The organism is Oerskovia douganii (genome assembly GCF_015142735.1).
GTDB lineage: Bacteria > Actinomycetota > Actinomycetes > Actinomycetales > Cellulomonadaceae > Oerskovia > Oerskovia douganii.
In genome coordinates, this window is record NZ_JACSPN010000020.1 from 1 (window position 1) to 25,303 (window position 25,303).

The 25,303-nt window shown below is 74.2% G+C and carries 20 protein-coding genes, 1 tRNA gene and 1 pseudogene; 9 read left to right on the top strand and 13 right to left on the bottom strand.

Going from position 1 to position 25,303, the window contains the following annotated elements; translation table 11 throughout:
• Window positions 1-72: 72 nt before the first annotated feature.
• Window positions 73-2,775, bottom strand: coding sequence for a penicillin acylase family protein (locus H9623_RS14280; RefSeq protein WP_407671934.1), 2,703 nt, complete (start codon window positions 2,773-2,775; stop codon window positions 73-75).
• Window positions 2,776-2,935: 160 nt separating this feature from the next.
• On the opposite strand from H9623_RS14280, the gene H9623_RS14285 reads away from it, so the two are divergent.
• From H9623_RS14285 to mscL, 3 genes are all read left to right on the top strand, one after another.
• Window positions 2,936-3,289 (top strand): FmdB family zinc ribbon protein, encoded by a 354-nt coding sequence (locus H9623_RS14285; protein ID WP_193720708.1) that lies wholly within the window; start codon window positions 2,936-2,938, stop codon window positions 3,287-3,289.
• Between the two features lie 100 nt (window positions 3,290-3,389).
• On the top strand, window positions 3,390-4,076 hold the full coding sequence (locus tag H9623_RS14290) for an SAF domain-containing protein (RefSeq protein ID WP_193720709.1): 687 nt from the start codon (window positions 3,390-3,392) through the stop codon (window positions 4,074-4,076).
• A 112-nt stretch (window positions 4,077-4,188) separates the two neighbouring features.
• The gene (gene mscL / locus H9623_RS14295) at window positions 4,189-4,665 is read left to right on the top strand and encodes a large conductance mechanosensitive channel protein MscL (protein WP_193720710.1); all 477 of its coding nucleotides are present in this window, start codon (window positions 4,189-4,191) and stop codon (window positions 4,663-4,665) included.
• Between the two features lie 169 nt (window positions 4,666-4,834).
• Here the strand turns inward: mscL and H9623_RS14300 are convergent, their stop codons facing one another.
• From H9623_RS14300 to H9623_RS14310, 3 genes are all read right to left on the bottom strand, one after another.
• Window positions 4,835-5,065, bottom strand: a complete 231-nt coding sequence (locus H9623_RS14300; protein ID WP_193720711.1) for a hypothetical protein — start codon at window positions 5,063-5,065, stop codon at window positions 4,835-4,837.
• A 113-nt stretch (window positions 5,066-5,178) separates the two neighbouring features.
• Window positions 5,179-9,282, bottom strand: a complete 4,104-nt coding sequence (locus tag H9623_RS14305) for a hypothetical protein (protein ID WP_321575454.1) — start codon at window positions 9,280-9,282, stop codon at window positions 5,179-5,181.
• A gap of 477 nt (window positions 9,283-9,759) precedes the next feature.
• Window positions 9,760-10,404 (bottom strand): vitamin K epoxide reductase family protein, encoded by a 645-nt coding sequence (locus H9623_RS14310; RefSeq protein WP_193720712.1) that lies wholly within the window; start codon window positions 10,402-10,404, stop codon window positions 9,760-9,762.
• Window positions 10,405-11,119: 715 nt separating this feature from the next.
• On the opposite strand from H9623_RS14310, the gene H9623_RS14315 reads away from it, so the two are divergent.
• Window positions 11,120-12,346 carry an alpha/beta hydrolase gene (locus H9623_RS14315; protein ID WP_193720713.1) on the top strand — a complete coding sequence of 409 codons (1,227 nt, stop codon included), beginning with the start codon at window positions 11,120-11,122 and terminating at the stop codon, window positions 12,344-12,346.
• A 34-nt stretch (window positions 12,347-12,380) separates the two neighbouring features.
• Here the strand turns inward: H9623_RS14315 and H9623_RS14320 are convergent.
• From H9623_RS14320 to H9623_RS14340, 5 genes are all read right to left on the bottom strand, one after another.
• Window positions 12,381-12,456: transfer RNA gene (locus H9623_RS14320), tRNA-Arg, on the bottom strand.
• Between the two features lie 282 nt (window positions 12,457-12,738).
• Window positions 12,739-13,938: an ABC transporter permease gene (locus H9623_RS14325; RefSeq protein ID WP_321575455.1), complete on the bottom strand. Its 1,200-nt coding sequence runs from the start codon at window positions 13,936-13,938 to the stop codon at window positions 12,739-12,741.
• Complete coding sequence (locus H9623_RS14330) at window positions 13,932-14,807, bottom strand: ABC transporter ATP-binding protein (protein ID WP_456093954.1); 876 nt, start codon at window positions 14,805-14,807, stop codon at window positions 13,932-13,934. The genes H9623_RS14325 and H9623_RS14330 overlap by 7 nt, the downstream gene beginning before the upstream one ends.
• Window positions 14,804-15,844, bottom strand: a complete 1,041-nt coding sequence (locus tag H9623_RS14335; protein ID WP_321575456.1) for a peptidoglycan-binding protein — start codon at window positions 15,842-15,844, stop codon at window positions 14,804-14,806. The genes H9623_RS14330 and H9623_RS14335 overlap by 4 nt, the downstream gene beginning before the upstream one ends.
• A gap of 71 nt (window positions 15,845-15,915) precedes the next feature.
• Window positions 15,916-16,530, bottom strand: a complete 615-nt coding sequence (locus tag H9623_RS14340) for a hypothetical protein (RefSeq protein WP_193720715.1) — start codon at window positions 16,528-16,530, stop codon at window positions 15,916-15,918.
• A 147-nt stretch (window positions 16,531-16,677) separates the two neighbouring features.
• Here H9623_RS14340 and H9623_RS14345 point away from each other — a divergent pair, with 147 nt between their 5' ends.
• Both H9623_RS14345 and H9623_RS19580 read left to right on the top strand, forming a co-directional pair.
• The gene (locus H9623_RS14345; protein ID WP_193720716.1) at window positions 16,678-17,334 is read left to right on the top strand and encodes a response regulator transcription factor; all 657 of its coding nucleotides are present in this window, start codon (window positions 16,678-16,680) and stop codon (window positions 17,332-17,334) included.
• A 452-nt stretch (window positions 17,335-17,786) separates the two neighbouring features.
• A pseudogene (locus H9623_RS19580) lies at window positions 17,787-18,620 on the top strand (sensor histidine kinase); the annotation flags it as partial.
• A 71-nt stretch (window positions 18,621-18,691) separates the two neighbouring features.
• On the opposite strand, the gene H9623_RS19585 reads toward H9623_RS19580, so the two are convergent.
• The 3 genes from H9623_RS19585 to H9623_RS14360 form a co-directional block, all read right to left on the bottom strand.
• Entirely contained in the window at window positions 18,692-20,170 is a 1,479-nt protein-coding gene (locus H9623_RS19585; RefSeq protein WP_227748703.1) for an ATP-binding protein, read from the bottom strand.
• 155 nt (window positions 20,171-20,325) lie between these two features.
• Window positions 20,326-20,937, bottom strand: a complete 612-nt coding sequence (locus tag H9623_RS14355; protein ID WP_193720718.1) for a dihydrofolate reductase — start codon at window positions 20,935-20,937, stop codon at window positions 20,326-20,328.
• Window positions 20,934-21,740: a thymidylate synthase gene (locus H9623_RS14360; RefSeq protein ID WP_193720719.1), complete on the bottom strand. Its 807-nt coding sequence runs from the start codon at window positions 21,738-21,740 to the stop codon at window positions 20,934-20,936. Before H9623_RS14360 ends, H9623_RS14355 begins: the two co-directional genes overlap by 4 nt.
• A gap of 107 nt (window positions 21,741-21,847) precedes the next feature.
• Here H9623_RS14360 and H9623_RS14365 point away from each other — a divergent pair, with 107 nt between their 5' ends.
• From H9623_RS14365 to H9623_RS14375, 3 genes are all read left to right on the top strand, one after another.
• Window positions 21,848-22,327, top strand: a complete 480-nt coding sequence (locus H9623_RS14365; protein ID WP_193720720.1) for an OsmC family protein — start codon at window positions 21,848-21,850, stop codon at window positions 22,325-22,327.
• A gap of 78 nt (window positions 22,328-22,405) precedes the next feature.
• Complete coding sequence (locus H9623_RS14370) at window positions 22,406-23,416, top strand: hypothetical protein (RefSeq protein ID WP_193720721.1); 1,011 nt, start codon at window positions 22,406-22,408, stop codon at window positions 23,414-23,416.
• Complete coding sequence (locus H9623_RS14375; RefSeq protein WP_193720722.1) at window positions 23,413-23,976, top strand: SRPBCC family protein; 564 nt, start codon at window positions 23,413-23,415, stop codon at window positions 23,974-23,976. The genes H9623_RS14370 and H9623_RS14375 overlap by 4 nt, the downstream gene beginning before the upstream one ends.
• A gap of 72 nt (window positions 23,977-24,048) precedes the next feature.
• Here the strand turns inward: H9623_RS14375 and H9623_RS14380 are convergent, their stop codons facing one another.
• The gene (locus tag H9623_RS14380; protein WP_193720723.1) at window positions 24,049-24,963 is read right to left on the bottom strand and encodes a PadR family transcriptional regulator; all 915 of its coding nucleotides are present in this window, start codon (window positions 24,961-24,963) and stop codon (window positions 24,049-24,051) included.
• Window positions 24,964-25,303 lie beyond the last annotated feature (340 nt).

The window sequence follows — 25,303 nt, forward strand, 5'->3', positions numbered from 1 at the left end:
GCGAGGACCTGCGCGGACTCGGGCACGTAGGCCGTGGGGACGAGCCGGGCGGGCCCGACGACGCCGCGCGCGTCAGGGGACGAGCGTCAGCTCGTCCTTGGCCGCCTCCTGGACCGCCCCGGCCGTGAACGGCCACGCGTACGTCTCGCCCGCGGCCCAGGTGCCGAGCTGGTCCTCGTAGTGCTTCGACGCGGGGTGCCCCGAGGTGCCCGTGACCGTGACCCAGGTGGAGGCGTCCAGGTCGTCGAGGTCGACGACCATGCGCATCGACGGCCCCGACGTGACCTCGAAGCTCCCCGACGACGCGTCCCACGAGGTCGCGTTGACGATCGACGAGCCGCCCGGCATGGACACCGTCCGAGGGTTCATGTACGAGCGGACGAATCCCGGGACGGCGTCGTTGTCGAGGACCACGTGGCCGAGGGACAGGGTGTGCAGCTTGCCCCACTCCCAGTCGGTCGTCTTCTTCGACAGCTCGGTCGTGAGGTCCAGGCGGGCCGAGGTGATCGCGCGGTTGAGGACCTCGTCGCGGGTCTCGACGACGCTCACGGTCTGCCGGTCGTCCCAGAAGGCGTTGGTCTCGTCCTCGAGCATGTTCTGCACGACGGCCAGCCATCGGCTGCCGCCCGCGGGGCGGATCGACTCCGGCAGGTCGTCCCAGAACGTGATCTCCAGCAGGTTGCGCCAGACCGCCGCGAAGTAGGCCGCGGCCGCCGAGTCCTTGTCCATGTGCTGGTCCCAGTCGGCGAGGAGCTCCTGGCCCTCGGCCGCGAAGTCGTTGCGGACGCCCTTGCTGTTCTCGATGTCCTGCTCGAGCAGCGGGATCACCAGCGCGGCGGCGTACGGGCTCCAGTCGTCGTTCTGGATCGTGTTCATGGTCTCGACGTCGACCTTGCGGCCCGAGTCGATCTCCTCCTGGAGGAGGGCGCGGATGCGCTGCGAGCGGTAGCCGTAGTCCCAGTCCGTCGTGAGGAACGGGGTGGTCCCTGCCGGGAGCACGGCCTGGTTCGCCGCGACGACGAACCCCTCCTCAGGGTCGACCACGCCGGGCATCTGCGCGTCGGGCACCCAGCCGGTCCAGTCGTACCGCGCGTCCCAGCCCGGTCGTGGCCACGTCCCGTCGGACGGCACCGGGCCCTCGATGCTCGCCCGGACGGGGATGCGGCCCGGAGCCTGGTAGCCGATGTGCCCGTCCGTGGTCGCGAACACGATGTTCTGCGCGGGGACCTCGAAGAGCGCCGCCGCGTCCTTCATGTCCTGCGCGTCCGTCGCGAGGTTGAACGCGAAGACTGCGTCGGCGGTGTGACCGGGCTCGAGCGCGGTCCACTGGAGCGAGACCTCGTAGTCCCCCAGCGGCGTGCCCTCGGTCGGGGACTGCGCGACCTTGTCCATGGGGAGCACGGTCGAGACGATCGGGCCGTGGACCGTCGAGCTGATGTCGAGCTCGACGTCCTCGCCGCCGTTGACCTTGATGGTCTCGGTGCGGGTCTCGAGGGGCACCCAGTCGTCGCCCCGCAGGTAGGTGTCGTCACGCACGCGCTCGATGAAGAAGTCGGTGACGTCCGCCCCCATGTTCGTCAGTCCCCAGGCCAGGTCGGCGTTGTGGCCGATGATGACGCCCGGGAAGCCGGCGAACGAGAAGCCCGAGACGTCGAACCCGCACGCGGGACCGACCTCGTTGCAGTGCAGCCCCACCTGGGCCCAGACGCTGGGCGCCTGGAGCGAGAGGTGGGGGTCGTTGGCCAGCAGCGGCTTGCCGCTCGTGGTGTGCTCCCCCGAGACCACCCACGAGTTGGAGCCGGTGCCCTCGCCCCGGCCGACGAGCACGGGCACCGCGGCGAGCGCCTCGTCGGCGGCCGCGACGGCCGTCTGGAGCTCGCTGCCCGCGAGGGTCGGCAGGTATGCGGTCTGCTCGGCGTCGTCGATCTCGATCCCGACGGGCTCGCTCGTGGTCGGCACCTCCGCCGGGTCGAGGATGGGCCGGTTGGCCTCGGTGGGGTAGGTCGGGAAGAGGGTCCCCACCCGGGCCACGTCCTGCGCGACGGCGGCCGGGTCCGCGGTGCCGCTCGGGGCACCCGCGAGCCCCCCGTACGCGATCGCGCGCTCGAGCTCGTCGTCGTAGTTGCCGCGCAGGTCCCAGGCCATGGCCTTGAGCCACGCGAGCGAGTCGATGGGGTCCCACGGCTCGGGGGCCGGCACCGAGACGCTCGTGCCGAGCACGGTGTACTCGAGCGCGATCTCGCTCGGGTCGCGGTCCTCGATGTAGGCGTTGACGCCGTCCGCGTACGCCTGGAGGTAGGCCTTGGTCTCCGGGGCGAGGATCTTCCACTCCTCCTCCGCGACCAGGCGCCAGCCGAACGTGCGCGTGACCTTGTCGGCGTCGATCGCGACCTTGCTGTCGCCGACGAGCTCCGCGAGGCGGCCTGCGGTCACGTGGCGCCGGTAGTCCATCTCGAAGAAGCGGTCCTGCGCCTGGACGTAGCCCTGGGCGCGGAACAGGTCCTCGGGGGTGTCGGCGTAGATCTGGGGAACGCCCTGCGCGTCGCGGAGCACGCTGACCCCCGCGTCGAGGCCCGGCAGGGTGAGGTTCCCGTCCGTCTGCGGGAGCGGTCGGCGCACGGTCGCGACGGCGAACACCGACACGGCGACCAGCAGCAGGACCACGAGCGCGGAGATCGCGATCATGGCCCGGCGGGCACGAGAACCTCCCCGTCGGGCAGCAGGGACGGGCGGCGAGGGGTCGCCGTGGACTCCGGCGGGGACATCAGCAGACACGGTGCGAGACTACCCCGGGCAGGCCAGGCGTATGATTAGCACTCAGTAGCCCCGAGTGCTAGTCCGGCCCTGCCCAGCGACAGGCACCGGACGCCGCGGACCAGGCTCGCGCCCGGCCCGTGACGACCGCACTCCACCCGCGACCTCTTGAGGAGAGACCGTGCCCACCTACGCGTACACGTGCACTGCCTGCGGCCACGCCTTCGACATCCACCAGGCGTTCACCGACGATGCTCTGACCGTGTGCCCCGAGTGCGGCGGCCGCCTGCGCAAGGTCTTCTCGTCGGTCGGCGTGACCTTCAAGGGCTCGGGCTTCTACCGCACCGACTCCCGCTCCTCGAAGTCGTCGAGCACGGGCTCCACCACGTCCTCGACCCCGTCGAAGTCCTCGGACGCGGGCGGGTCGTCGACCTCGGGCTCGACGTCCTCGGGCTCGTCGTCCTCGGGCTCGTCGTCGAGCGGCGGGTCCACGAGCAGCGGCTCGTCCGGCTCGTCGACGCCCTCCGCGAGCTGACACTCCCCCGGGCCGTGCACAGGTAGCCGGTCCCGCACCTCGTCCACAGGCCGCCGGCCCGCTCGTCCGGAGGCCCGCACCGGTCGCCTAGCGTCGGCGCATGCCCTCGCCGTCGCCGTCCGCCCTCCCGTCGGGCCGCCGCCCGTCCGCAGCCCGACGGCGCCTGCGCGCCCTCCTGTGGCGCTCGCGCCTCGTGGTGCTCGCCCTGGGCTGCGGGCTGGCAGCCGCCGTCGTGGTCGACCGCCTGAGCCCGCCGCCGCCCGCGACGCGTCCCGTCGTCGTCACGGCACGCGAGGTCGAGGCCGGCACCGCGCTGACCACGAGCGACGTCGCGGTCGTGCAGGTCGCGGCCTCCCTCGCCCCCGAGACGTCGCTGACCCGGGCGAGCGACGCCGTCGGGCGGTCCACGTCCGTCGCGCTGCCGCGCGGGCTGACCCTCACCCCGTCCCTCGTCGCCGCGGGCGACCTCGCCACCGCGGCCCCCGCCGGGACGGTCGTGACGCCCGTCCGCCTCACCGACCCCTCGGTCGCCGCCCTGCTGCACCCGGGCGACCGCGTCGACCTGCTCGCCGTCACCGGGAGCTCCGCGGGACCCGGCGTCGGCACCCACCTCGCACGACGGGCCCTCGTGCTCGGAGGAGCTCCCACCGAGCCCGCACCCGGGGGGCTGCTGGGCGGCGGCACCACCGAGGGAGGCATCACCCTCGTCGCCGTGCTCCCCGAGGAGGCCGCGGCCCTCGCAGGGGTCGGCGAGTGGGGCGGGCTGTCCGTCGTCCTGGTGCCCTGACGGTGCGGCCCCACCCCGGGGGCATGGCAGGATCACCTCCAGCCCCGCCGGCCCGGCACGTGTCCTGACCTGGGCGCACGCACCGGTCGGCCCGTCCTGACAGGAACCCCGGATGAAGAACGTGCTCAACGGATTCAAGAACTTCGTGCTCCGCGGCAACGCGATCGACCTGGCGGTCGGGATCGTGATCGGCACGGCCTTCACGCTCGTCGTCACCTCGATCGTCACGGGCCTGATCAACCCCCTCGTCGCGGCGATCTTCGGCCAGAAGGACCTGTCCGAGGTCGGGAACTTCACGATCAACGGCGCCGACTTCAGCGTCGGCCTCGTCCTCGACTCCGTGTTCAAGTTCCTGTGCGTCGCGGCCGCGCTCTACTTCCTCATCGTGCTGCCCATGAACCACCTCGCCGCACGGCGCAAGAAGGGAGTCGAGGACGAGCCCAAGGCCCCCGCCGAGGACGTCCTGGTCCTGCAGGAGATCCGCGACCTGCTCGCCGCCCAGAACGCACGGGCAGCAGGCGCGTCCGCACCGGTCGCCGCAGGTCAGGCAGAGGGAGCCGGCCGGCTCGGGGGCCCCGGCAGCCGCTGACCCGCTGCCGCCCGGCGCCCGGCCGGGGTGGGCGTGCGGCCAGCGAAGGACGCTGCCGTTCTCCGCACACCCGCCCGGCCCGGGCGGGCCGCACGAGACGCCTCGCGACGCCCGCGGCTCTCACGAGGCGCCGGTCTCGGGTGGCATCAGCCTCAGGTGGCGTCCGGCCTCACGACCAGTGGGGCGGGACGTCGCGCAGGAGCTCGGCGTCATGGTTGTCGGCCGCCGCCCCCGGGCGCACGTCGCCCCAGGCCGCGGCGTCGTCGTCGGACCCCAGGCCCGCGACGCCCGCCTGCTCCGTCCCCGGACGCACGACCCGGCGCGAGCGGCGCCGCGGCGCGGGCGCACCCGCCCCGGGTGCGGGGTCGTCGGTGGGCGTGATCGGGTCGGCGGGGCACATGCCCCCATTCTCTCAGGGGGCACCGGTCCCGTGGCGCCCGCAGCGGCACCGGGACCCCGTGGGGCCCCGGCCGCGCGGGGCTGCGGCGGCCCGCCAGGGGCCGAGCGCACGCGTCAGTCGGTCCCGAACTCGTCGTCCGCGACCGTCGGCACGACGACGATGCGGTCGGCTCCCCCGGTCTGCGCGATCCCGCCCAGCTCCGGCAGGCGCGCGTCGCGCACCGACTGGACGACTCGGCGGATGCGCTCGGCCTCCTTGGCGGGGTCGAGGAACGCCGCGGCCGACCACACCTGCGCGACGACCCAGCCCGTGCGCTCGAGGCGTTCCGCGAGCTGACGGTCCCGGACGCGGACGCTGGCCTCGGCGACGTACGCGTCGTCGTCGGTCAGGACCGCGACCAGGAGCTCGCCCGGGATGTCCGGGTGCCCGACGACGAGCGGGATCCGGTCCCCGCCCACCACGCCGTAGTCGGTCTCGACCGCGAGCCCGGCACGCCACAGGCGCTCGGCCAGGTCGATCACGAGCCGGTCGGGGTTCCCTCCGACGTCGACCCCGTTGCCCAGCGTCACCTGGTCGGCACGGCCGTTGCGCTGCTCGGCGAGGTCCAGGACCTCCGCGAGGAGCTTCGCACCGCGCCCGCGCAACCGCTCGGGGTCCAGGTCGGACGCCGTGAAGCACGTGACGACGCGCAGCCGGCGCCGGGTCGAGCCCAGCGTGTCGAGGAGCATCGCGTCCCCGCCCGGCGCGTTGAGGACGCCGAAGCGGTGCAGCACGCGGCCGTGCGGGGTGCGCCCGTAGCCGACCGACAGGACGATCGCGTCCCGGGAGAGACCCGCGACGCTCGACAGCTCGGCGACCACGACGGGCTCGGTGCGCGCGCCGGAGAAGAAGACGGCCAGGGCAGGGTTCTGCCGGACCTCGCCGAGCAGCGCGTCCCGGATCCGGTCGGCGTGCAGCGAGCTCACGGTCACGATCGCGAGGGACTCCTCGGGCCGCGTCATGGCGTGCTCGATCGCGACCTCGACGACCCGGTCGACCTCTGCCTGCGTGCTCTCGACCGCGCCCGAGGCAGGGTCCGGCATGCCGGCGCCGTCCACCAGGTCGAGGTGGACGAGCGGCTCGGCCCGGGGCAGCGGGCTGGGGCGCAGGACCCCCTCGTAGCCGTGGGCGGCGAGGAAGGCCGTGAGGTACGGGTCGCGGCGGGTCCCGCCCGCGGACAGCGCGACCGTCGGCAGGATCGCCGCGAGCTCGCCCACGGTCGAGCCCGAGGCGGCCCGCGGGTCGCCGAACACGACGACCTGACGGCCGCGGGCGAGCGACGACAGGACCAGCTCGACCGGGATGTGCTGCACGGCGTCGAGGATGACGAGGTCCACGGTGCGCGCAGCGGTGAACAGGTGCGGCACCAGGGTCGGGGACGCGACGGTGCACGGCCGCAGCCGTCGCAGGACCTCGGGGTAGCGCTCGTGGGCGTCCCGCAGGCTCGTCATGCGTCCTTCGAGCAGCTCCGTGAACAGGGCCTCGGCCTCAGGACGCTGGTCCCTCATCGCACCGCCGAGGTGCTCGCGGACGGCGACCCGCACGGGGGCGGACAGCGCCGCGACGTGCGTGCGGTCGAGGTCGCGGAACCGGCGGGCGAGCGCTTCGAGGCCCGCGCCGTCCTGTCCGGCGAGCGCCGGGTCCTGCGCCAGGATCTGCTCGAAGACCGAGCTCCACCAGGCGAGGTCGAGCTCGGGCCCCACGAGGTCCGCGTCGACGCGACGGGCCGACAGGTCGTCGAGCAGGTCGCCGAGGCCCTCCTCGCGCAGCGTGCGGAGGGCAGCGGTCCTCGCGGGCAGGTTCTCGAGCGAGTCCTGCTCCTCGCCGAGGCTCGCGAGGCGCACGGCCAGCTCGGTGAGGGGCAGGTCGAGCAGGTCCGACCCGACGGGGGTCGTGGCGAGCACGGGGTCGAGGGCCTCGAGGTCGATCCGCACGGCCTCGTACGTGTCCTCGATCGCGGCGAGCCCCTCGGGGAGCGTCGGCCACCCGCCCCGCGGGCACTGGGCCTGCCACACGGCGCGCTGCTCCTGGACCTGGACGAGGGCCGCGTGCAGGTCGGCGACCCGGACCCCGGGGCGGAGCATGTCCTTGGCCTGCCGGCGCAGGCGGCGGCGGTGCGCCCAGCCCATGTCGATGCCGTTCTCGGCCCGCCACTCGCGCGAACCGGTGGCCTCGACGAGGTCGGTCGCGGTGCGCTCGAAGATCATGGGCTGGAACGCGTCGAGGGTGCCGCGCATGCCGCCGAGCATGCGGAGCTGGTCGCCCCACTGGCGCACGGACGTCGCGGGGGTCAGGCCCGTGGTGGTCGCGACCGAGAGCACCTGCTCGCGGAGCTGGGGCAAGGTCTGGGTGGACAGCCGTCCGACCCGGACCAGGGCGTCCTGGGCGGCCTCGGCGCTCGTGATGTCGGCGCCGAACCACGGGGTCGACGTGGACCGGAGGGTGAACGCCCCGACCTCGGCGGCGCGCACGAGGCGCGCCGTGAGCTCGGCCCGACGCTCGGTGCCGATCCGGACCGTGACCTCGGGTCCCAGCCGGACCGTCGTGCCGGGCGCCGGCCGCTGCGCGGTGAGCCGGGCGAGCGCCTGCAGGGCCGCGTAGGCGGACACGCCCCAGGGCTCACGCACGAGGTGCAGGGACTCGATGTAGCCGGAGAGCTGGGCACGCGCGCCCAGGAGGCCGTCGCGGACCCGGGCGACGGCGTCGGTGTCGATCGCCTCGCCCTCGGCGGCCATGGCGCCGAGCAGGCGGTGGGAGGCCGTGGTGCGCCAGGTGGGCTCCGGGGCGATGTCGAGCAGCAGGCCGTCGAGCCCGAGCTCGTCGAGCCGGGTCGTGAGCGTGTCCGCGGCCCGGCGGTGGCCCGGCACGTAGAGGATGCTGCGGCCGCTCGCGGCGGCCTCCGCCACGACGGCCGCGATGGTGCCCGCGGTGTCGGCCCCGGGGGGAGCGTCGACGAACAGGTGGCTGCCCGTCGCGAGGGCGTCGATGACGTGGCGCTGCGCCGGGTCGAGGTCGCCGACGCCGCGTTCCTGGGTGGGGTCCGCGTCGCCGACGCGCGGGGCCGGGAGCTCGCGCTCGAGAGCGGCCGCAGCCTCCTCCGATCCGGCGAGGGCCGCGACGACCTCGTGCCGATCGAGTCCCGGGGCCAGCTCGTCGAGGTCGTCGACGAGGACCTGGCCGGGGTGGACGAACGTCCCGACGAGGACCCGGTGCGTCAGCTCGAAGTCCCCGAGGACGGCCTTGCCCACGGCCGTGATGCGGGCCAGGGCGTCCGAGGGGTCGAAGCCCGCGGGCGTGAACGCGCTGCGCGCGAGCGTCACGGGGTCGATCAGCCCGCCGTGGGCGCGCAGGGTGCGGGCGAGGACCGGGTTGATCTCGACGGTCGGCTCGAGGGTCAGGTCGTAGTCGGTCTCGCTGTCGCCGCGGGGTGTGAGCGTCAGGGGGCGCAGCAGGACGGGCGCGCGGACGATCCGCGGGAGGGCGGGTTCGGCGTCGGGGCCCTGCGCACCGTCGTCTCCCTGCCCGACGGCGCCGCTCGCCCGGGCACCCGAGGCGGCGGACCGCGCCGGGTCGGACGGGTCCTGGGCGCCGTCCGTCGGGCCCGCCGGCAGTCCCGTGGCGCCGTCGATGGTCCGGCTGTACGTCGTGCCGGCGACGTGCGCGAGCGCGGCGACGTCGTCCGTCGCGAGGCGTGAGGGCTCACCCTCGGTCCAGGTCGTGACACCGATCGCCAGGTAGGTCGGCGCGACGCCGTAGCGCTGGGCGTGCTCCTGCGAACGGACCACCACGGCGCGCGCGCGCCGACGTGCGGCCGGCAGGGAGGCGCCCTCGCGGAAGAGGTTGGACAGGCGGGTCGGGCGTCCTGCGAAGAGCTGGGCGACCCCTGAGGGGTGCGCCGCGGTGAGGTCGACGACGGCGTCCCCCAGCAGCCCGATGTCGGCGAGGGAGGAACCGCCCGCGAGCTCGACGAGCGAGGCGCGCCAGGACCGGACGGCGTCCTCGACGAGCTCGGCCGTGGTCGGCGGCTCGACGAGCGCGGGCTTCGCGAGCACCGTGGCCCCCTCGGCGCTCGGGGCCGCACCTCGAACGGCGCTGTCGTGCGCGTTCTGGTCGGTGAGCGGCCGAGCGGGATCGGCCACGTGCTCGTGGGCAGATGGGTTGCGGGCGGCTGCGTTCACTCTCGCACGCTAACCGTCCCGTCCGCCGGAACGGGTACCGGCACGCCGTGGGCGGCGACTTCACGTCACGGCCGACGACGGCGGTCCCGCACGGGGTGGTGGTCTGTGGAGAGAACCGGCTCCGGTGCGTCCGCTGCGCAACGTTGCGCCGGGGCAGGGCCGAGAAGATGTGAGGACGGTGCGCACCGCGCAGGGGGCAGGCGATACGCACCGTCAGAGATGATTCTGCAAGGTCTTTCGCAGTTCGTCAAATGGGTCCGCGCACGATGTGATCACGCGGAGATGGACGACCGTCCAGGACGGTGTGATCGATTCTTCGTGGACGCCCGGTCGGTCGCCCGGGCGCTCCAGGACGAGGGCCGTCCGGGCGCGTGCCGCGCGACGGCCCCGACGCACCACGGCCACACCTGGGCGAGGTGTGGCCGTGAGGTGGGCGGCGCCGTCGGGCACGGAGGCTCCCCTGCCCGGGCGACCCGGTCAGCCGAAGAGCTTGGGCCCGTGCTTGAGCAGGACCGCCGCGATCATCAGGACGACCCACGTCGCGGTGAGGAACACGTCCGCGTCCGACCGCACGAAGGACAGCGCACGCTCCTGCGCCCTCGCGGGCAGGTACAGGTTGTCCTCCAGGATGTTCCAGTGCAGCAGCGTCATGAAGACGAGCGTCGTCGAGAGCGTGACGAGCAGGCACCAGGGGCACAGGGCGCCGATCACGAACATCGACTGGTAGAAGAGCCAGTACGCGAAGATCAGGCCCAGCGTGTAGACGACCTGCGCCGAGAACATGAACCAGCGCGGGAACCGCACGCCCCCGAGGCTCGCGACCGCGATCGTGATGACCACCGGCTCGGCGATCAGACCGAGGAACGCGTTGGGGAAGCCGAAGAGCGACGACTGCCACGCCACGCCCACGGCCCCGCAGGACAGGACCTCGTTGACGTTGCACGAGAGCTCCGCGGCAGGGTTCGCCGCGAGGAGGACCGCGTCGTAGGACAGGACGAACGAGGCCGTGAGGCTGATGAGCGCGGAGACCAGCATGGTGCCGAACACCCACTGCCTGCTGTGCCGGAACCCCTTGATGCTCGACGGGTCGGTCGTCGTGTCGTCGTGCAGAACGTCGCTCATGCGTGAGGCCCTTCCGGCGATGGCCCCCGGCCATCCCCGGGAGCGTCTCCAGCCTAGGTGCGCGGCGCTCCCTGCACGTGCGGGTGCGGCGTCTCGCGGACGGGTCGCGATCAGCAGGTGGACCAGGTCGCGTCGAATGCGGGGCAGAACACCGCGCTCCCCGTCAGCAGACCTTTTGAGGGGACGCGCAGGGAATACCCGGCGACGCCATTCTTGAAATACCTCCGAGCACACGCCGTCAATGTTCGCCACCACCTTGCCGACCGGTCGCGCTGCGGGCGGCGGCATTCATTCCGCGCGGGACGGGACGGGTGCCAGCGGGTCGGCGACGGCCCCGTGGGTGACGACCGAGGGTTCGCGGCGTGACCTGGCCGGACACCGCTGCGGGCGGGCCGGGAACCGGTCCCGCCCGCCGCCGGAAATCCTGCGGGCGGCCCGCACCGGCTCGTTCTCCCGCGCGGGTCCACGGAGCCGACATTCGGTTCGATCTTCAACTACCTGAGTGCCGCCGCGCGGGGCCCCGGACCGCCCTTTCCGCGCACCGCGCCCGCAGACCTCCGAACGACCGCGGAGAAAATCCTCCAGCCGCGATCAGCAGTCGCGACGACCCCCGGGACGTCCCCGGTCGGGGCGGCCCGCCGCGCACCTGCGCTCACGCCGGTGTAGACCGGGAACCAGGGCGCGCACCGCGCCCACCGGCAGCAGAGGAGTCCCCATGCCGTTCGGGTACCTCGTCCCCGTGCTCCTCGTCGCGTGCTGCACCTCGGCCTCCCTCGCGCCGGCACGCCGGTCCCCACGCCTGGGCCGCCTGTCCTTCCGCATGAGCGTCCTCGCCAACGAGCAGCCCTTCGCGCTCCTGCTCGTCCTGGTCGCGATCACGGCGCTCGCGCTCGGCGACGGGGACCTTGGCACGGTCGGCGGCCGCGCCGCCCTCGGCCTGGCCGCCCTGACCGCTGCCGGTCTGGCACTGGTCTCCCGTCGCGGCCTGCGGGCAGCACCCGCGCTCGACGAGGCGCTCGTGGACGGGCTCCGTACCGGACCCGGCAGGGTCACCAACCGACGGCTGCCCTGGGCCCGGATCCTCCTCGCCCCGTTCGCGATCCGCCGGCACGACGTCGCCCGCGTCCGCGACCTGCCCTACGCCGACGGAACCCGCCAGCACCGGCTCGACGTCTACCACCCCCGGGTGCGCCCCGCCGACGGCCCCACCCTCGTCTACTTCCACGGCGGCGGGTACGTCAGCGGGCGCAAGGAGCTCGAGGCCCGTGCGATGCTCTCGCGGCTCGCGAGCCACGGCTGGGTGTGCGTGAGCGCGAACTACGGACTGCGCCCGACGACGAACTTCCCCGGCCACCTGGTCGACGCCAAGCAGGTGCTGGCCTGGGTCCAGGACCACGGCGCCCGCTACGGCGCAGACCCCGCGCGCGTCGTCGTCGCAGGCAGCTCCGCGGGCGCGCACCTCGCGGCGCTCGCCGCCCTCACCCCCGGCGACCCGCGGTTCCAGCCCGGGTTCGAGGACACCGACACCTCCGTCGTCGGGGCCGTGTGCCTCTACGGGTACTTCGGCGAGTACTACGGCAGCGGCCGAGACCGCGACGTGGAGTCCGCACCGGGCGACTACCTGCGCCCCGACGCCCCACCGTTCCTCGTGGTGCACGGCGACCAGGACACCATGGTCCCCGTCGAGGGGGCGCGGCGGTTCGCGGCGCGGTTGCGCGAGGCCTCGGGCCGACCCGTCGTGTATGCCGAGCTGCCCGGCGCGCAGCACGGGTTCGACCTGTTCCACTCGATGCGGTTCGACGCCGTGGTCACCGCGGTCGAGGAGTTCGCGGAGCGGGTCGTCGTGGCACGGCACCGGGCACCGGAGGCGTCGAGGGCGCGTGAGGTGTCGAAAGCGCGTGAGGTGTCGAGGGCGCGGGGCGAGCGGCGCGACGAGAGGTAGACCGTCAGTGCCCTGGCATGTCGCGGGGAGGTACTGGTGCGCCTGGCCAGATTCGAACTGGCGACACCCGCTTTAGGAGAGCGGTGCTCTATCCCCTGAGCTACAGGCGCGCGGGCACGAACACGGCGGATCGGCCCGGTGGGACGCCCGACAGCCTAGCGTCCCGGCCCGGGAGTCTCCCAACCGCGACGCGCTGTCGAACCCGGGCCGGGCCCGAAGCGGTGGTGTGGCCCGACGCGGCGAACCCGAGGTTGGTCAGGCAACCGGCAGCAGCTGCCTGACCAACCTCGGGTTCGGCACCCTCGGGGCCGGGCACCCTCGGGTTCGGCACCCTCGGGGCCCGGCACCCTCGGGTTCGGCAGCCCCAGGGCCGGGCACCCAGCGGTCGCGCGTCACACGGCCGCGAGCGCCTCCGTCGGGGACATGCGCGCGGCCCGCACCGCCGGGTAGATCCCGGCGACCGCCCCGATCGCGAGCGTCGCGACGAGCCCGCCGACCACGACGACGGGTGGTACGGCGACCGGCCAGCCCTGCGAGGTCGCGTACCCCGCGGTGATGCCGACGCCGATCAGGACCCCGGCGGCCCCGCCCAGGAGGGACAGCACCAGGGACTCGACGAGGAACTGCCCGCGGATCTGGCCCCGGGTCGCGCCGAGCGAGCGGCGCAGCCCGATCTCGGCGCGCCGTTCGAGGACCGAGATGACCATGGTGTTGGCGACCCCGATCCCACCCACGAGCAGCGCGACCGCGCCGAGCCCGACGAGCAGCCCGGTGAACGCCTCGTCGGTGGCCTGCTGGGCCGCGAGCGCGTCCGAGGGGCGCGAGACGTCGACCTCGTTGGGTGCCTGCGGGTTGGCCGTGGCTCCGAGGACGGCACGCACCTGCTCGACCGCGTCCTCGCGGGTGCGCGTGTAGATCGTGGTGGGCAGCTCGTCCCAGTCGAGGTACGTCGCCGCCGCCTCGCGGCCCACGAGGGCCCCGAGGTCCATCTCGGGGGCCAGCGGCACGGGGTCGAGGATGCCCACGACCGAGAACCACTGGTCCCCGATCCACACCAGGACCGCCGGGTCCGGGGCCGTGATCCCGAGGCGCTTCGCGGTCGTGTGCCCCAGGACGACGGCGGGGTATCCCGCCGTCGCCTCCGAGAGCCAGGTCCCGTCCGCGACGGTGCCACCGATGGGGTCGAGCAGGTCGAGGTCCGTGGCGTACACGCCGATCCCGCCGGACTCCCCGGTCGGGATCAGGTCCGAGCGGTACGCCTTGGCCGTGAGCAGCGCGACCGAGGTCGCGGTCTCGACGGGTGCGATGCGGCGCACCATGTCGACCGACTCGGGCGGCAGGGTCGCGGCCTCCCCGAACAGGTCGGTCCCGGGTGCGACGCGCAGGAGGTTGGTCCCGAGGGCCGCGAGCGTCCGGTCCAGCTCGGCGCGCGAGGAGCTGGAGATCCCGACGACCGCGACCATCGCCGCGATGCCGATCGCGATGCCCAGCGCCGAGAGGACGGCGCGCAGCGGGCGGGTGCGCAGCCCGGTCGCGCCGACACGCAGGACGTCCGGGGCTCCGAGGCGTGCGGGGCGCAGCGTGGTCAGCACGATGCCTCCTCGTCGGTCGTGGTCGAGGGGGCGCCCAGCGCGCCCCCGGCGCCCCCAGCACCCCCAGCGCCGGCGAGGACCGTCCCTGCCCCGCCCGGGGCCAGGGTGCCGTCCGCGACGATCTCGCCGTCGCGCATCGCGACCTGCCGCGGCAGGGAGGCCGCGAGCTCGCGGTCGTGCGTGATGATGACGACCGTCGTCCCGACGGTGTGCAGGTCACGCAGCACGTCCATGACGCCGGCACCGGCGGCCGTGTCGAGCGCGCCCGTGGGTTCGTCGGCGAGCAGGAGAGGAGGGTCCCCGACGACGGCGCGCGCGATCGCGACGCGTTGCTTCTCGCCGCCCGACAGCTCGTGCGGGCGGTGGGTGAGGCGGTGCCCGAGGCCCACCCGGTCGAGCGCCTCGGCGGCACGGCGTCGTCGCTCGCGGCGCCCCACGCCCCGGTACAGGAGCCCGTCGGCCACGTTGTCGAGGGCCGGGACCCCGGCCGCCAGGTGGAACTGCTGGAAGACGAACCCGATGCGGCTCGCGCGCAGCGCGGACAGCTCGCGGTCGTCGAGGTCGTCGACGAGGAAGTCGTCGACGAGGACCCGGCCGGACGTGGGGCGGTCGAGCGTCCCGATCACGTTGAGCATGGTCGACTTCCCCGATCCCGAGGGCCCGACGATCGCGAGGAGCTCGCCGCGGTGGACGTCGAGGTGGACGTCGCGCAGCGCGGCGACCCCGCCGGGGAAGACGCGGGAGACCTCGTGCAGGGTCACGACGGGTCCGCCGCCGTCTCCGGGGGCGGTGCCCGGCGTCCCCGTGCCGGGCGTGCCGCGTGGGTCCGGGTGCGCGACGGCGGCTCGCTCCACGGCGACGGCGCTCACGACGGCATCCCGACGACGTCGCCCTCGGTCACGTCGCCCGTGACCTCGACGCTCCCGTCGGCGAACATCCCGGTCTCGACGGCCACGACCCGTGTCGTGGCGCCGGTGACGACCTCGACGCCGTAGCCGCCCTCGGCGAGCGCGAGGAGCGCGGCGACGGGCACGGTGAGGACGTCGGGGCGTTCGGCCGCGACGAACGTGACCTTCACGGAGCCCGCGTCGGCGTCGGTCCCGTCGGGGAGCGCCACCGTCACGGGGACGACGGTCTGGTCGGAGGCCCCTGGCATGCCGCTCTCGTCCTCGACGACCTCCGGGTTCCCGACGGCGGTGATCACGGCCTCTGCCGTCGCACCGCCGGGGAGCTCGACCGTCACGGTCCCGCCCTCGACCGCCCGGTCCCGGTCGGCGAGGTCGAGGTCGACCGAGATCGCCCGGTCGACGCCCGTGGTCGTGAGGATCTCCGCGGCCGCGGGGTCGCCGACGCGGACCTTCAGCGCGTCGACGCGCACCGGCCCCGGGGCGACGACGACGTCGGCCGGGGCGACCGTGCCGGTCCTCTCGAGCCCGCGGTCCTTCTGCCAGGTCTTGACGGCCTGGGCTGTCGAGCCCGTGAACCTGGTGTCCACGGTGAACCCGGTGTACCCGAGCGCCGCGAGGTTCTCCTCGAGCTGGCGCACGTCGTCGCCCTCGGTGCCGATCCCCAGCTCGCGGTAGACGGGCAGCGTGCCGAGCAGCAGCACGGTCGGGTGCTCGTCGACTTTGAGGAGGGCTCCTCCGCGGTCGACGACGTCCCCCACCCCGGGCAGCCAGGTCACCGTGCCGCCGCCCCCCTCGGCTCCGCCGGCGCCCTGGACCCCGCGCGTGACGGCCTCGCCGTAGCCGAGCGTGCCCTTGACGGTCGTGCGCTGCACGAGCGTCTGGCGGGTCATGGTGGCCGTCTCGGTGGGGCCCGCCGCGGCGGGTGCGGGGTCGCTCCCCCGGCCGAACCCGGTCAGTGCCACGACGACCCCGGCGCCGATCACGAGTGCTCCTGCCACCCCGCCCAGCACGGCCCGGCGTCGTGGGCGCCGGTCCGGGGCGGGCGCTCCGGGCAGGGCGCCGCGGCGGCTCACTCGTCACCGGCCGGCGTGCCCGACCCGATGCTGAGGCCCGCGGGCGAACCGGGCTCGTTGCAGGCCTCCAGGGCCGCCTCGAACGCCTCGAGGTCGTCACCCACGTCCCCGGCCGCGGTCATCCCGCCGTTCGGGTCGGGGTCCGGCATGTCCATGCCCTGGTCGCGCATGCACTTGGCGAAGGCCCGCTGCGCCTCGAGGTCCTCGGGGCTCGTCCTCACGGGTTCGCCGCCGTCGGGCAGGAACTCCTTGCACGCCTCGAACGCCTCGTCCATCTCGTCCGCGGTGCCGGCCTCGACGGCACCCGACGTGACCGCCAGCCCTCCGTCGGCGTCCGGGTCGGGCATGTCGACGCCGTTGTCGCGCATGCAGCCCGCGAACTTCCGCGCCAGGTCGTCGCGCTCGGCGTCGGTCAGGTCCTCGGAGGACGTCCCGCCCTCGGTCGGAGCGGTCTGCCCCTCCCCGCCGTCGGCGCTCGCGACGCCGGGGGCGTCGTCGGGCGTGCAGGCCGCGAGCGTGAGGGCGAGGAGCGCGACGACGACGGCCGCCGAGGCCGGGCGGCGCCCCGCCGCCCGGGCGGTCCGCCCTCGCAGGTTCTGGTGGATGGTCATGATGGGTCCTCACGTCGGTCCGGGTCCCGGGCGCCTCGCACGACCGCCCGGGAGCTGCTTCACGAGCAGTTCACCGGACCCCCTGTGAGACCTCCGTGAGCCGGTCCCTCACAGAGATCTCACAGCCCCCACCGTCATGCTCTTCAGGTGCGGGTGCTGGTGGTGGAGGACGAGGAGCTGATCGCGGAGGCCGTCGCGACGGGACTGCGACGGCTCGCGATGGCGGTCGACGTCGCGCTCGACGGGCACGAGGCCCTGGCGAGGATCGACGTGAACGCGTACGACGTCGTCGTGCTCGACCGCGACCTGCCCGGGGTGCACGGCGACGACGTGTGCCGGGCGATCGTGGCCTCCGAGCACGACTCGCGCGTCCTCATGCTCACCGCGTCGGGCGGCGTGCTGGACCGGGTGAACGGCCTCGACCTGGGCGCCGACGACTACCTCGTCAAGCCCTTCGCGTTCGCCGAGCTCAGCGCCCGCGTGCGCGCCCTGGGCCGTCGCGCCCGGCCGGCATCACCGCCCGTCCTCGAACGCTCGGGCCTGCGCCTCGACACGAGCCGGCACGAGGTCTACCGCGAGGGGACGTTCGTGCACCTGTCCCGCAAGGAGTTCGGCGTCCTGGAGGAGCTGCTGCGCGCCGACGGACGCCCCGTGTCCGCCGAGCACCTGCTCGAGAAGGTGTGGGACGAGAACATCGACCCCTTCACGGGCGTCGTGCGGTTCACCATCAAGCAGCTGCGCCGCAAGCTCGAGGACGCCTCGCTCGTCGAGACCGTCACGGGTGTCGGGTACCGGGTCCCGTGAGACCTCCGCGCGGGATCCCGGCCCGCCTCCTCCCCCGCCCGACCCTGCGGGCCCGGCTCACGGCCGTGTACGCCGGGGCGTTCGTCGTCGCGGGGGCCCTGCTCGTCGCGGTCCTGTACGTCCTGCTCGCAGCGGCCATCGACCGGCAGCCGGTCGACTCGGTGGGTGTCGCCGTGGGCGCCGTCGAGGCCACCGAGCCGGGCCTGTACTCGACCCTCGACCCCTCGCTGAGCGCCGGCCTGGTCGCGGGCGGGACCGTGCCGCTGCAGGCCGCGGAGACCGTGGACCCCGCCATGACCGGCTCGACCGGCTCGGAGACCTTCGACGACCTGCGCAGGATCGTCGAGGCCAACAACCAGGAGGCCCGCGACCGGACCCTGCGCACCGTGCTCACCTGGTCGGTCGTCGCCCTCCTCGGGATCGGCGTCCTGGCGGTCGGCTTCGGGTGGGTCATGTCGTCTCGCGTGCTCGCCCCGCTGCACCGGATCACGGCCACGGCCCGTCGGGTCGCGGACGACAACCTCCACGAACGCATCGCGCACACCGGGCCCGACGACGAGCTCAAGGACCTCGCGGACACCTTCGACGCGATGCTCGAACGGCTCGACCGCGCGTTCGACGGGCAGCGGCGCTTCGTCGCGAACGCGTCGCACGAGCTGCGGACCCCGCTCACGATCACCCGCACCGTCCTGGAGGTCGCGCTCGACGACCCGGGCACCGGGCGCGACGCGCGTCACCTCGGCACGACGCTGCTCGCCGTGAACGCCCGCCAGGAACGCCTGATCGACGGTCTCCTGACGCTCGCCGCAGCCGACCAGTCACCTCTCGTGCCCGAGCCCGTGGACCTCGCGGAGGTCGCGGCGCAGGCCGTCGCGACCGCCGGGGCCCCGGCCCGGGAGGCCGGCGTCGCGCTGCACGTCGACACCGAACCGGCCCGCACCCTCGGCGACCCGGTCCTGCTCGAACGCCTCGTCCAGAACCTCGTCGACAACGCGGTCCGCTACAACGAGCCCGGCGGTCGCGTCGCCGTCGTGACCCGCCCCGGGCCTGGTGGCACGGTCGAGGTCGCGGTGTCCAACACGGGGCCCGTCGTCCCGTCGTACGAGGTCGAGGCGCTGTTCGAGCCGTTCCGTCGGCTCGGGCGCGACGGCGCCGTCGCCGACCGTCGCGGGGGCTACGTGCGTGGCGGCGTCGGGCTCGGTCTGTCGATCGTCCGCTCGGTCGCGGCCGCGCACGGCGGCCAGGTCACGGCCGAGCCGCGCGAGGGCGGCGGGCTCACGGTCTCCGCCCGGCTCCCGGGCCTTCCGGAGGGAGACTCTGCGGCGGGGCGTCCGCCGTCGGCGCGCGGCTCGACGGCTCAGCCGGGCATCGGGACAGGCATCGGGACCGGTACGTCCGAGCCGCCCTCGACCGTGCGGCGCGCCCCCATCTGGACGATCGCGGGCGCCGGCACGAACCCGCCCGCGATCAGCGCCTCGCCCTGACGGAAGAACGGGGTGGCCGCGAGCAGCTCGGGCGGCGCGAACCCGTAGACGCTCTCGAGCTCGACCAGGTCGGCGGGCGAGCTCATGCGCATGACGATCACGTTGTCGCACTGCGAGAGCACGTTCGGGTGGATCTTCGAGGGTCGCTGCGTCGAGAGCAGCAGCCACAGCCCGAACTTGCGCCCCTCGGCCGCGATCTGGACGACGCGCTCGGTCGTGAGCCGCTGGAGCTGGGTCGAGGGCTCGGCCGAGACCACGTTGTGCGCCTCGTCGATCACGATCAGGCGCGGCGTGCGCTCGGCGCGCGCGGCCCACAGGTCGTCGAGGAGCGCGAGCGAGACCGCGAGCTGCTCCTCGTGCGTGTGCAGGCTCCCGAGATCGACCACGACCGCACGGGGCCCCTCGGACAGGACCTCGCTGACCGACTGCCCGACGCCCGCCCACACGTCCCAGTCCAGGATCCCCAGGTTCTCGACCCGCTGGGCCAGGCGGAGCGCGTCGGGCTCGCCCGTCGCGCGCAGCGCCGAGGGGATGGTGTGCGGGTCGAGCCTGCCCTGGGTCGCGATGCTGCGCGGTCCGGCGGTCCCCCCTGCGGCGCCTCCCGGTACGGAGGCGTCCTCGATCATCCGCAGGAACGTGTTGTACTCGCCGCGGTCGGTCAGCGGGTCGAGCTGGAGCACCGCGGCCTGGCTCGCGGCCTCCATCGCGGTCAGCCGGGCGGTCACGGGGTGGTGCTCGCCGTCGTTGCGCAGGACGCGCACGTCGAGCGCGCGCAGGCGCGCGGCGTCCTGGGGCGACGCGGTCTCGAGCAGCTCGCCGATCCGCACGAAGTCCGAGTTCGGGTCGAGGATGACCATGGGCAGGTCGGTGTCGATGAGGAGCTGTTCGAGCAGCACCCCGAGCGCGTACGTCTTGCCCGAGCCCGACTGCCCGCACAGGAACGTGTGCCGGTTGAACCGGTGCGGCTGGAGCAGGGCGTCGACGTTCCCCCGGACGTGGTGCAGCTCGCCGATCCGCAGCGTCGCCCGCTCGCGCGCCTGGAGCGCCTCGAGGACCCCGGCGCCGGCGGGCGAGAGGTCCTGCGACGTGAACGGGTCGCCGCCCGAGGTCGCCACCGTGCCGTCGGGGCGCAGCTCGCCGAGGACCCGCCCGTGCCCGACGGCGTCGCCCGCCTTGGTCGCACGCGTCAGGACCTGCCCCATGACCAGGGCGGCGCCGGGGTGCGCGGCCGTCTCGGGGAACGTCACCCCGATCGTCACGAAGTCCCCCGGCCCGATGCTCGACGAGCGCGGCAGGCGGTACGTGAACCGCCGCCCGTCGAAGGACTCGGACAGCGTCGTCTCGGTCGTCATGCGGGGCCTCCGGGGTCGCAGGTCGCGGTGCACGACAAGGATCGACCAGCGCGGGCGGAAGCGCACCCGCAGGCGCGGCCCGCCGGGCGGAACCCTGCCCGACGGCGCAGCCCGCCCGCGAGGTCCGTCCCGCCGGGGGCGGGGGCCGGGTGACGTCAGGCGGCCGGCGGCCGCCCGTACGTGAGCACCCGGAACCGGACACCGTCCTGCGAGGTCTGCCAGGCGTCGCCGACCGTCACCGGGACGCCGGTGCGGTCCGTGGGGCCCGCGAGCACCCAGTCGCCGTCCGGCCCGGCCTCGATCCCGGGAGCGAACGCGTCGCCGTCGACCTCGAGGTCGATCTCGGTCACGACGCAGCGGTCCGCGAGCGGCAGGGTCGCGGCGTACACCTGCGCGCCGCCCATGACCCAGACCTGCCCCGAGCCCGACTCCTCGGCGGCAGCCGACGCGAGCGCGAGCCCCTCCTCGACGGACGGGGCGACCACGACGCCGGTGCCGGTGGCGCCCGGGCGGGCGGCGCCGTCGGGCACCCAGCCGTCCTGGCGCGTCACGACCACGTTGAGCCGCCCCGGCAGGGGGCGGAAGCGCACGGGCAGCGAGTCCCACGTGACCCGACCCATGACGACCGGGTGGCCCGTGGTGACGCGACGGAAGTGCGCGAGGTCCTCCGGCAGGTGCCACGGCATGACGCCGCCCGCACCGATCACGGGGCGGCCCGCGGCGTCGCGCGCCTGGGCCCAGATCAGTCCGACGACCGGACGGCTCACACCGCCACCGGCGCCTTGATCGTCGGGTGGTGCTGGTAGCCCACGACCTCGACGTCCTCGTACGTGTAGTCGAACAGCGAGTCGCGCGGGGCCAGGCGCAGGGTGGGTGCCGGGTACGCCTCGCGGCTCAGCTGCTCGCGCACCTGCTCGACGTGGTTGTCGTAGACGTGGCAGTCGCCGCCCGTCCACACGAAGTCTCCGACCTCCAGGCCGGACTGCGCCGCGACCATGTGCGTGAGCAGCGCGTAGGACGCGATGTTGAACGGGACGCCCAGGAACAGGTCCGCGCTGCGCTGGTAGAGCTGGCACGAGAGCCTGCCGTCGGCCACGTAGAACTGGAACATCATGTGACAGGGTGGCAGCGCCATGCCCCCGAGCTCGCCCACGTTCCACGCCGAGACGATCATGCGCCGCGAGTCCGGGTCGGTGCGCAGCGTGTCGAGGACCTGGCTGATCTGGTCGACGTGCTGCCCGTCCGGCGTGGGCCACGAGCGCCACTGGACGCCGTAGACGGGGCCCAGCCCGCCGTCCTCGTCGGCCCACTCGTCCCAGATCTTCACGCCGTGCTCCTGGAGCCAGCGCACGTTCGAGTCCCCGCGCAGGAACCACAGCAGCTCGTAGACGATCGACTTGAGGTGCACGCGCTTGGTCGTCACGAGCGGGAAGCCCTGCGACAGGTCGAAGCGCATCTGGTGGCCGAACACGCTGCGCGTGCCCGTCCCCGTGCGGTCCGACTTGTGCGTCCCGGTCTCCAGGACGAGCCGGAGGAGGTCTTCGTAAGGGGTCTCGATCGGGCCAGGCATGGTCGGATCCTAGGCAAAGTTTCCACCGTATCGTGAACCGCCACGCGAACGTTCCACACATCGGCCGCTAGGATCGGCGTCTCCTCAAGGGTGAGAAGATCAGCAGCATGACGAACCCCACAGCCGCAGCCGAAGAGATCCCCGCGTCGTCCCCGTCACCGGCGGACGCCCTGTGGGTCGAGCGCACCGGCACCCGCACGTACACCGGCTTCTCGGCGCGCGGCGCGAGCGTGTCGATCGGCCCCGCGAGCGAGGGTGCGGTCTTCACCCCGGGCGAGCTCCTCAAGATCGCGCTGGCCGCGTGCGCCGGCATGAGCAGCGACGCGCCGTTCGCGCGCCGCCTGGGCGACGACTACCAGGTGACCATCCGCGTCGACGGCGCCAAGGACATGGCCGAGGACCGCTACACGGCCATCACCGAGCACTTCGAGATCGACCTGTCGGGCCTCGAGGACGACGCGCGCGAGCGCCTGCTCAAGGTCGCGGACCGTGCGATCGAGACGACGTGCACCGTGGGGCGAACGGTCCGGAACGGTGCCACAGTGGAGCACACCTTCGGCCCGGTCGTGGGAGCCGTCGGCGAGTAGCGGGTCTGCCGCAATCGTCGCGGGACCCCGCGTCGAGGCGTCGAAGGACAGCCGCCACCACGAGGAGGGAGTCGTCCGATGAGTCGTAGGAAGAAGGACGCAGAGGCCCAGGTGGCCGTGTGGGGGACGTCGGACAGCGTGCGGCCCGAGCCGCAGCGCGGGCGTCTGACCGCGGTCGAGGACGCCCCCGAGGGGCAGCCCGCCGACGACTGGGGCGACCTGCGGAGCACGCCCCTGCTCGACGCAGCCCTGGACAAGGCCGTGACGATCCCGTCGTCGGTCATCCGCGCGCACGTCGACTCGGTGCGCCGGCGCAACCCGCACGCGTCCCCCGCGCAGGTCATCGGGATCCTCGAGCGCGAGTACCTCATGGTCATCGGGGCAGCGGGCGGTGCGGTGGGCGCGGCAGCGGCGTTCCCGGCCGTCGGCACGGGCATCGGCATCGCGCTGACCGCGAGCGACGTCGCCACGTACTTCGGCTCGTCGGCCGCGTTCTCGCTCGCGGTCGCGGACGTGTACGGCTTCGAGGTCGACGACGCCGCGCGCCGCCGTGCCCTGCTGCTCGCCTCGGTCCTCGGGGACAAGGGGTCGGAGCAGGTCGAGAGGGCGGCCGCGGGGTCGGCCATGGCGTGGGGCAAGGTCCTCATGACGAGCATGCCGTCGAGCACGCTCAAGAAGGTCAACAAGGCCCTGACGAACAAGTTCCTGCGCACCCAGATGGTCAAGCACGGTGGCCTCGCGCTCGGGCGGCTCGTGCCGTTCGGGGTGGGCGCGGTCGTGGGGGTCGCGGGCTCGCGCGCGCTCGGCAAGACCGTGATCAGCCAGACGCGGCGGGCCTTCGGTCCGCCCCCCTCGACGTTCCGGCAGGTCCTGGAGGTCGTCGAGGTGCCCGACGGCGCCGCTCCCCCGCTGCTCGTCCCCGCACCTGCGGAACGGCTCGGCGTGGTCGACGCACCGGTCCCCGGGGCGGGGCCGGGGGTCGTCGACGAGGCGGCCGGACGTGCGGCCGTCCGGGACGCCCACGGCGGGGCGGGGGCGCCCCGCGGCATCCGGTCGGTGCGTTGGCGCCGACCCGGGAAGTCCTCGTGACCGCTGCCGACGAGCGACGTCCGGCCGCCGGCCGCGTCGAGCTCACGCACGTGCTGCCCCTGAGCGCCGAGCGGGCGTTCGCGCTGGTCGCGGACGTCCGCACGCACCCCCGCTGGGTGCCGCTGAGCCGTGGGACGTTCCACGGCGCGGACGGCTCCACGGTGCCCGCGACCGCGTGGCGGCCGGGGGTGGGGGCCGAGTTCACGATGGTCTCCGGACCGTTCTCCCCCCAGGGGGCGCCCGGGTTCCCCGACCGGATGCGGGTCACGGAGTGGGTGCCGCCCTCCGACGGCAGGGCGGGCCGGGCGACGTACCTGAAGCTCGGGCCCGCGCTCCTCGGGGAGGCGGGGATCGTCGTCGTGCCCCTGGCCGCGCACCACCTGCCGGACGTGCACCGGCGCGAACCGGTGGGCCGCTGCGCCGTGACGTGGTGGGAGGACGTGTATCTCGCGGGTCCCCTGCCGCGGGCCGTGACGGCCCCGTTCGCCGCGCGCGTGCTGGACCTCATGATCCGGCTGTCGCTGCGCCGTCTGGACCGGATCGTGGCGCGGGGGCGGTGACGCTCCGCTGCCGAGAACGGGGTCGAGGCCGGGAACCATCAGGTTCCCGGCCTCAACCCCGTTCTCGCCCGGTCAGGCCTGGTCCGCCTCCAGGTCAGCCGGCGGCTCGGTCGCGGGCTCGACCGACGCCTCGGCGTCCGCCGTCTCCGCCGGGCCCGCGAGGATCAGGTAGAGCTCGCGGCGCGTGCGCTCCAGGAGCGCGAGCGCCTGGGCGGCCTGCTCGTCGGTGCCCGTGCGGGCGACCTGCCGCAGGGCGTCCGCGACCGACGCGAGCGCGCCACGGAGCTGACGCGCCGGACGGGTCCCGGCGTCGGCGACGTCCTGCCACGGGGTGCCCAGGTCGTCGGCGTGCTCGGTGACGTAGGTGCGGCCGGCGTCGGTGAGGCTGGCGAGCTTGCGCCCGCCCGAGGCCGTGATGGTCACGAGGCCCTCGTCCTCGAGCAGGCTCAGCGCGGGGTAGATCGCGCCGGGGCTCGGCCGCCACGCACCTGACGTGCGCTCACCGATCTCCTGGATGACCTGGTAGCCGTGCATGGGCTCCTCGGCGAGGAGCAGCAGGACCGCGGCGCGGATGTCTCCGCGGCCCGCGCGGCCGCCCGGGCCACGACCTCCGGGGCCGCGGTGCCCGCGACCACGGGGACCGCCGGGGCCGCCTCCCGGTCCGCGGTGGCCGCGGGGACCGCGGCCCTCGAACCGGTCGTCGAAGCGCTCGTCGTGACCGTGGTGGCCCGGGTGCTCCGGGTGGTCCCGGTGGTCGTGGGTGTCGTGACCGTCCTCGGGTCGGCCGGGGCCGTCGGGGCGTCCTCCGCGGCGACCGCGAGGGCCCCCCGGGATGTCGCCGAAGTCCGGGCCGAAGCCCTCCGCGGACGGAGGGAAGTCGTCGCGTCGGCGACGGGTGCGGCCCCCGAAGGGGTCGAGGGCGCCTGCGCGGCCGGAGCGGTCGCGGGGCGGGCGGGAAGCGTCTGGGTGCTGGTGGGGGGTACGCATGGGGATTCTCCTGCAGGGTCGTGTCGTGTGGGGCCCTTCGCGGGCGTCCGAGCATTCGGGCTCGGGAGGCGGGTGCCGGTGGGTTCTCGTCGGTTCTCCGACGGGTCCTCGGCCTGGCGTCCGGGTCCTCGGCGCGGTGCGGTCCGTCCGTCCGTCTGCCGCGTCGATGAGTTAAAGATATATCGTTGACGTATCGATAGTCAACCCCCGATCTCGATCAGGTTGCGGGACCCGCCCCCCACCCGGTTCGCCCGCCACGAGACACCGTCCAGGTCGTACAGTGACGGGAAGGCCCAGGCGGCGCTCGCACCGCCCGGGACCGGCAGTCAGCAGCACCCGT

What these genes read in the sequence shown, in the direction of transcription:
- H9623_RS19585 (WP_227748703.1), bottom strand. Translation starts at nt 20,170, where the DNA reads ATGACGACCGAGACGACGCTGTCCGAGTCCTTCGACGGGCGGCGGTTC.
- H9623_RS14290 (WP_193720709.1), top strand. Translation starts at nt 3,390, where the DNA reads ATGCCCTCGCCGTCGCCGTCCGCCCTCCCGTCGGGCCGCCGCCCGTCC.
- H9623_RS14360 (WP_193720719.1), bottom strand. Translation starts at nt 21,740, where the DNA reads ATGCCTGGCCCGATCGAGACCCCTTACGAAGACCTCCTCCGGCTCGTC.
- H9623_RS14365 (WP_193720720.1), top strand. Translation starts at nt 21,848, where the DNA reads ATGACGAACCCCACAGCCGCAGCCGAAGAGATCCCCGCGTCGTCCCCG.
- H9623_RS14380 (WP_193720723.1), bottom strand. Translation starts at nt 24,963, where the DNA reads ATGCGTACCCCCCACCAGCACCCAGACGCTTCCCGCCCGCCCCGCGAC.
- H9623_RS14300 (WP_193720711.1), bottom strand. Translation starts at nt 5,065, where the DNA reads ATGTGCCCCGCCGACCCGATCACGCCCACCGACGACCCCGCACCCGGG.
- H9623_RS14315 (WP_193720713.1), top strand. Translation starts at nt 11,120, where the DNA reads ATGCCGTTCGGGTACCTCGTCCCCGTGCTCCTCGTCGCGTGCTGCACC.
- mscL (WP_193720710.1), top strand. Translation starts at nt 4,189, where the DNA reads ATGAAGAACGTGCTCAACGGATTCAAGAACTTCGTGCTCCGCGGCAAC.
- H9623_RS14340 (WP_193720715.1), bottom strand. Translation starts at nt 16,530, where the DNA reads ATGACCATCCACCAGAACCTGCGAGGGCGGACCGCCCGGGCGGCGGGG.
- H9623_RS14310 (WP_193720712.1), bottom strand. Translation starts at nt 10,404, where the DNA reads ATGAGCGACGTTCTGCACGACGACACGACGACCGACCCGTCGAGCATC.
- H9623_RS14370 (WP_193720721.1), top strand. Translation starts at nt 22,406, where the DNA reads ATGAGTCGTAGGAAGAAGGACGCAGAGGCCCAGGTGGCCGTGTGGGGG.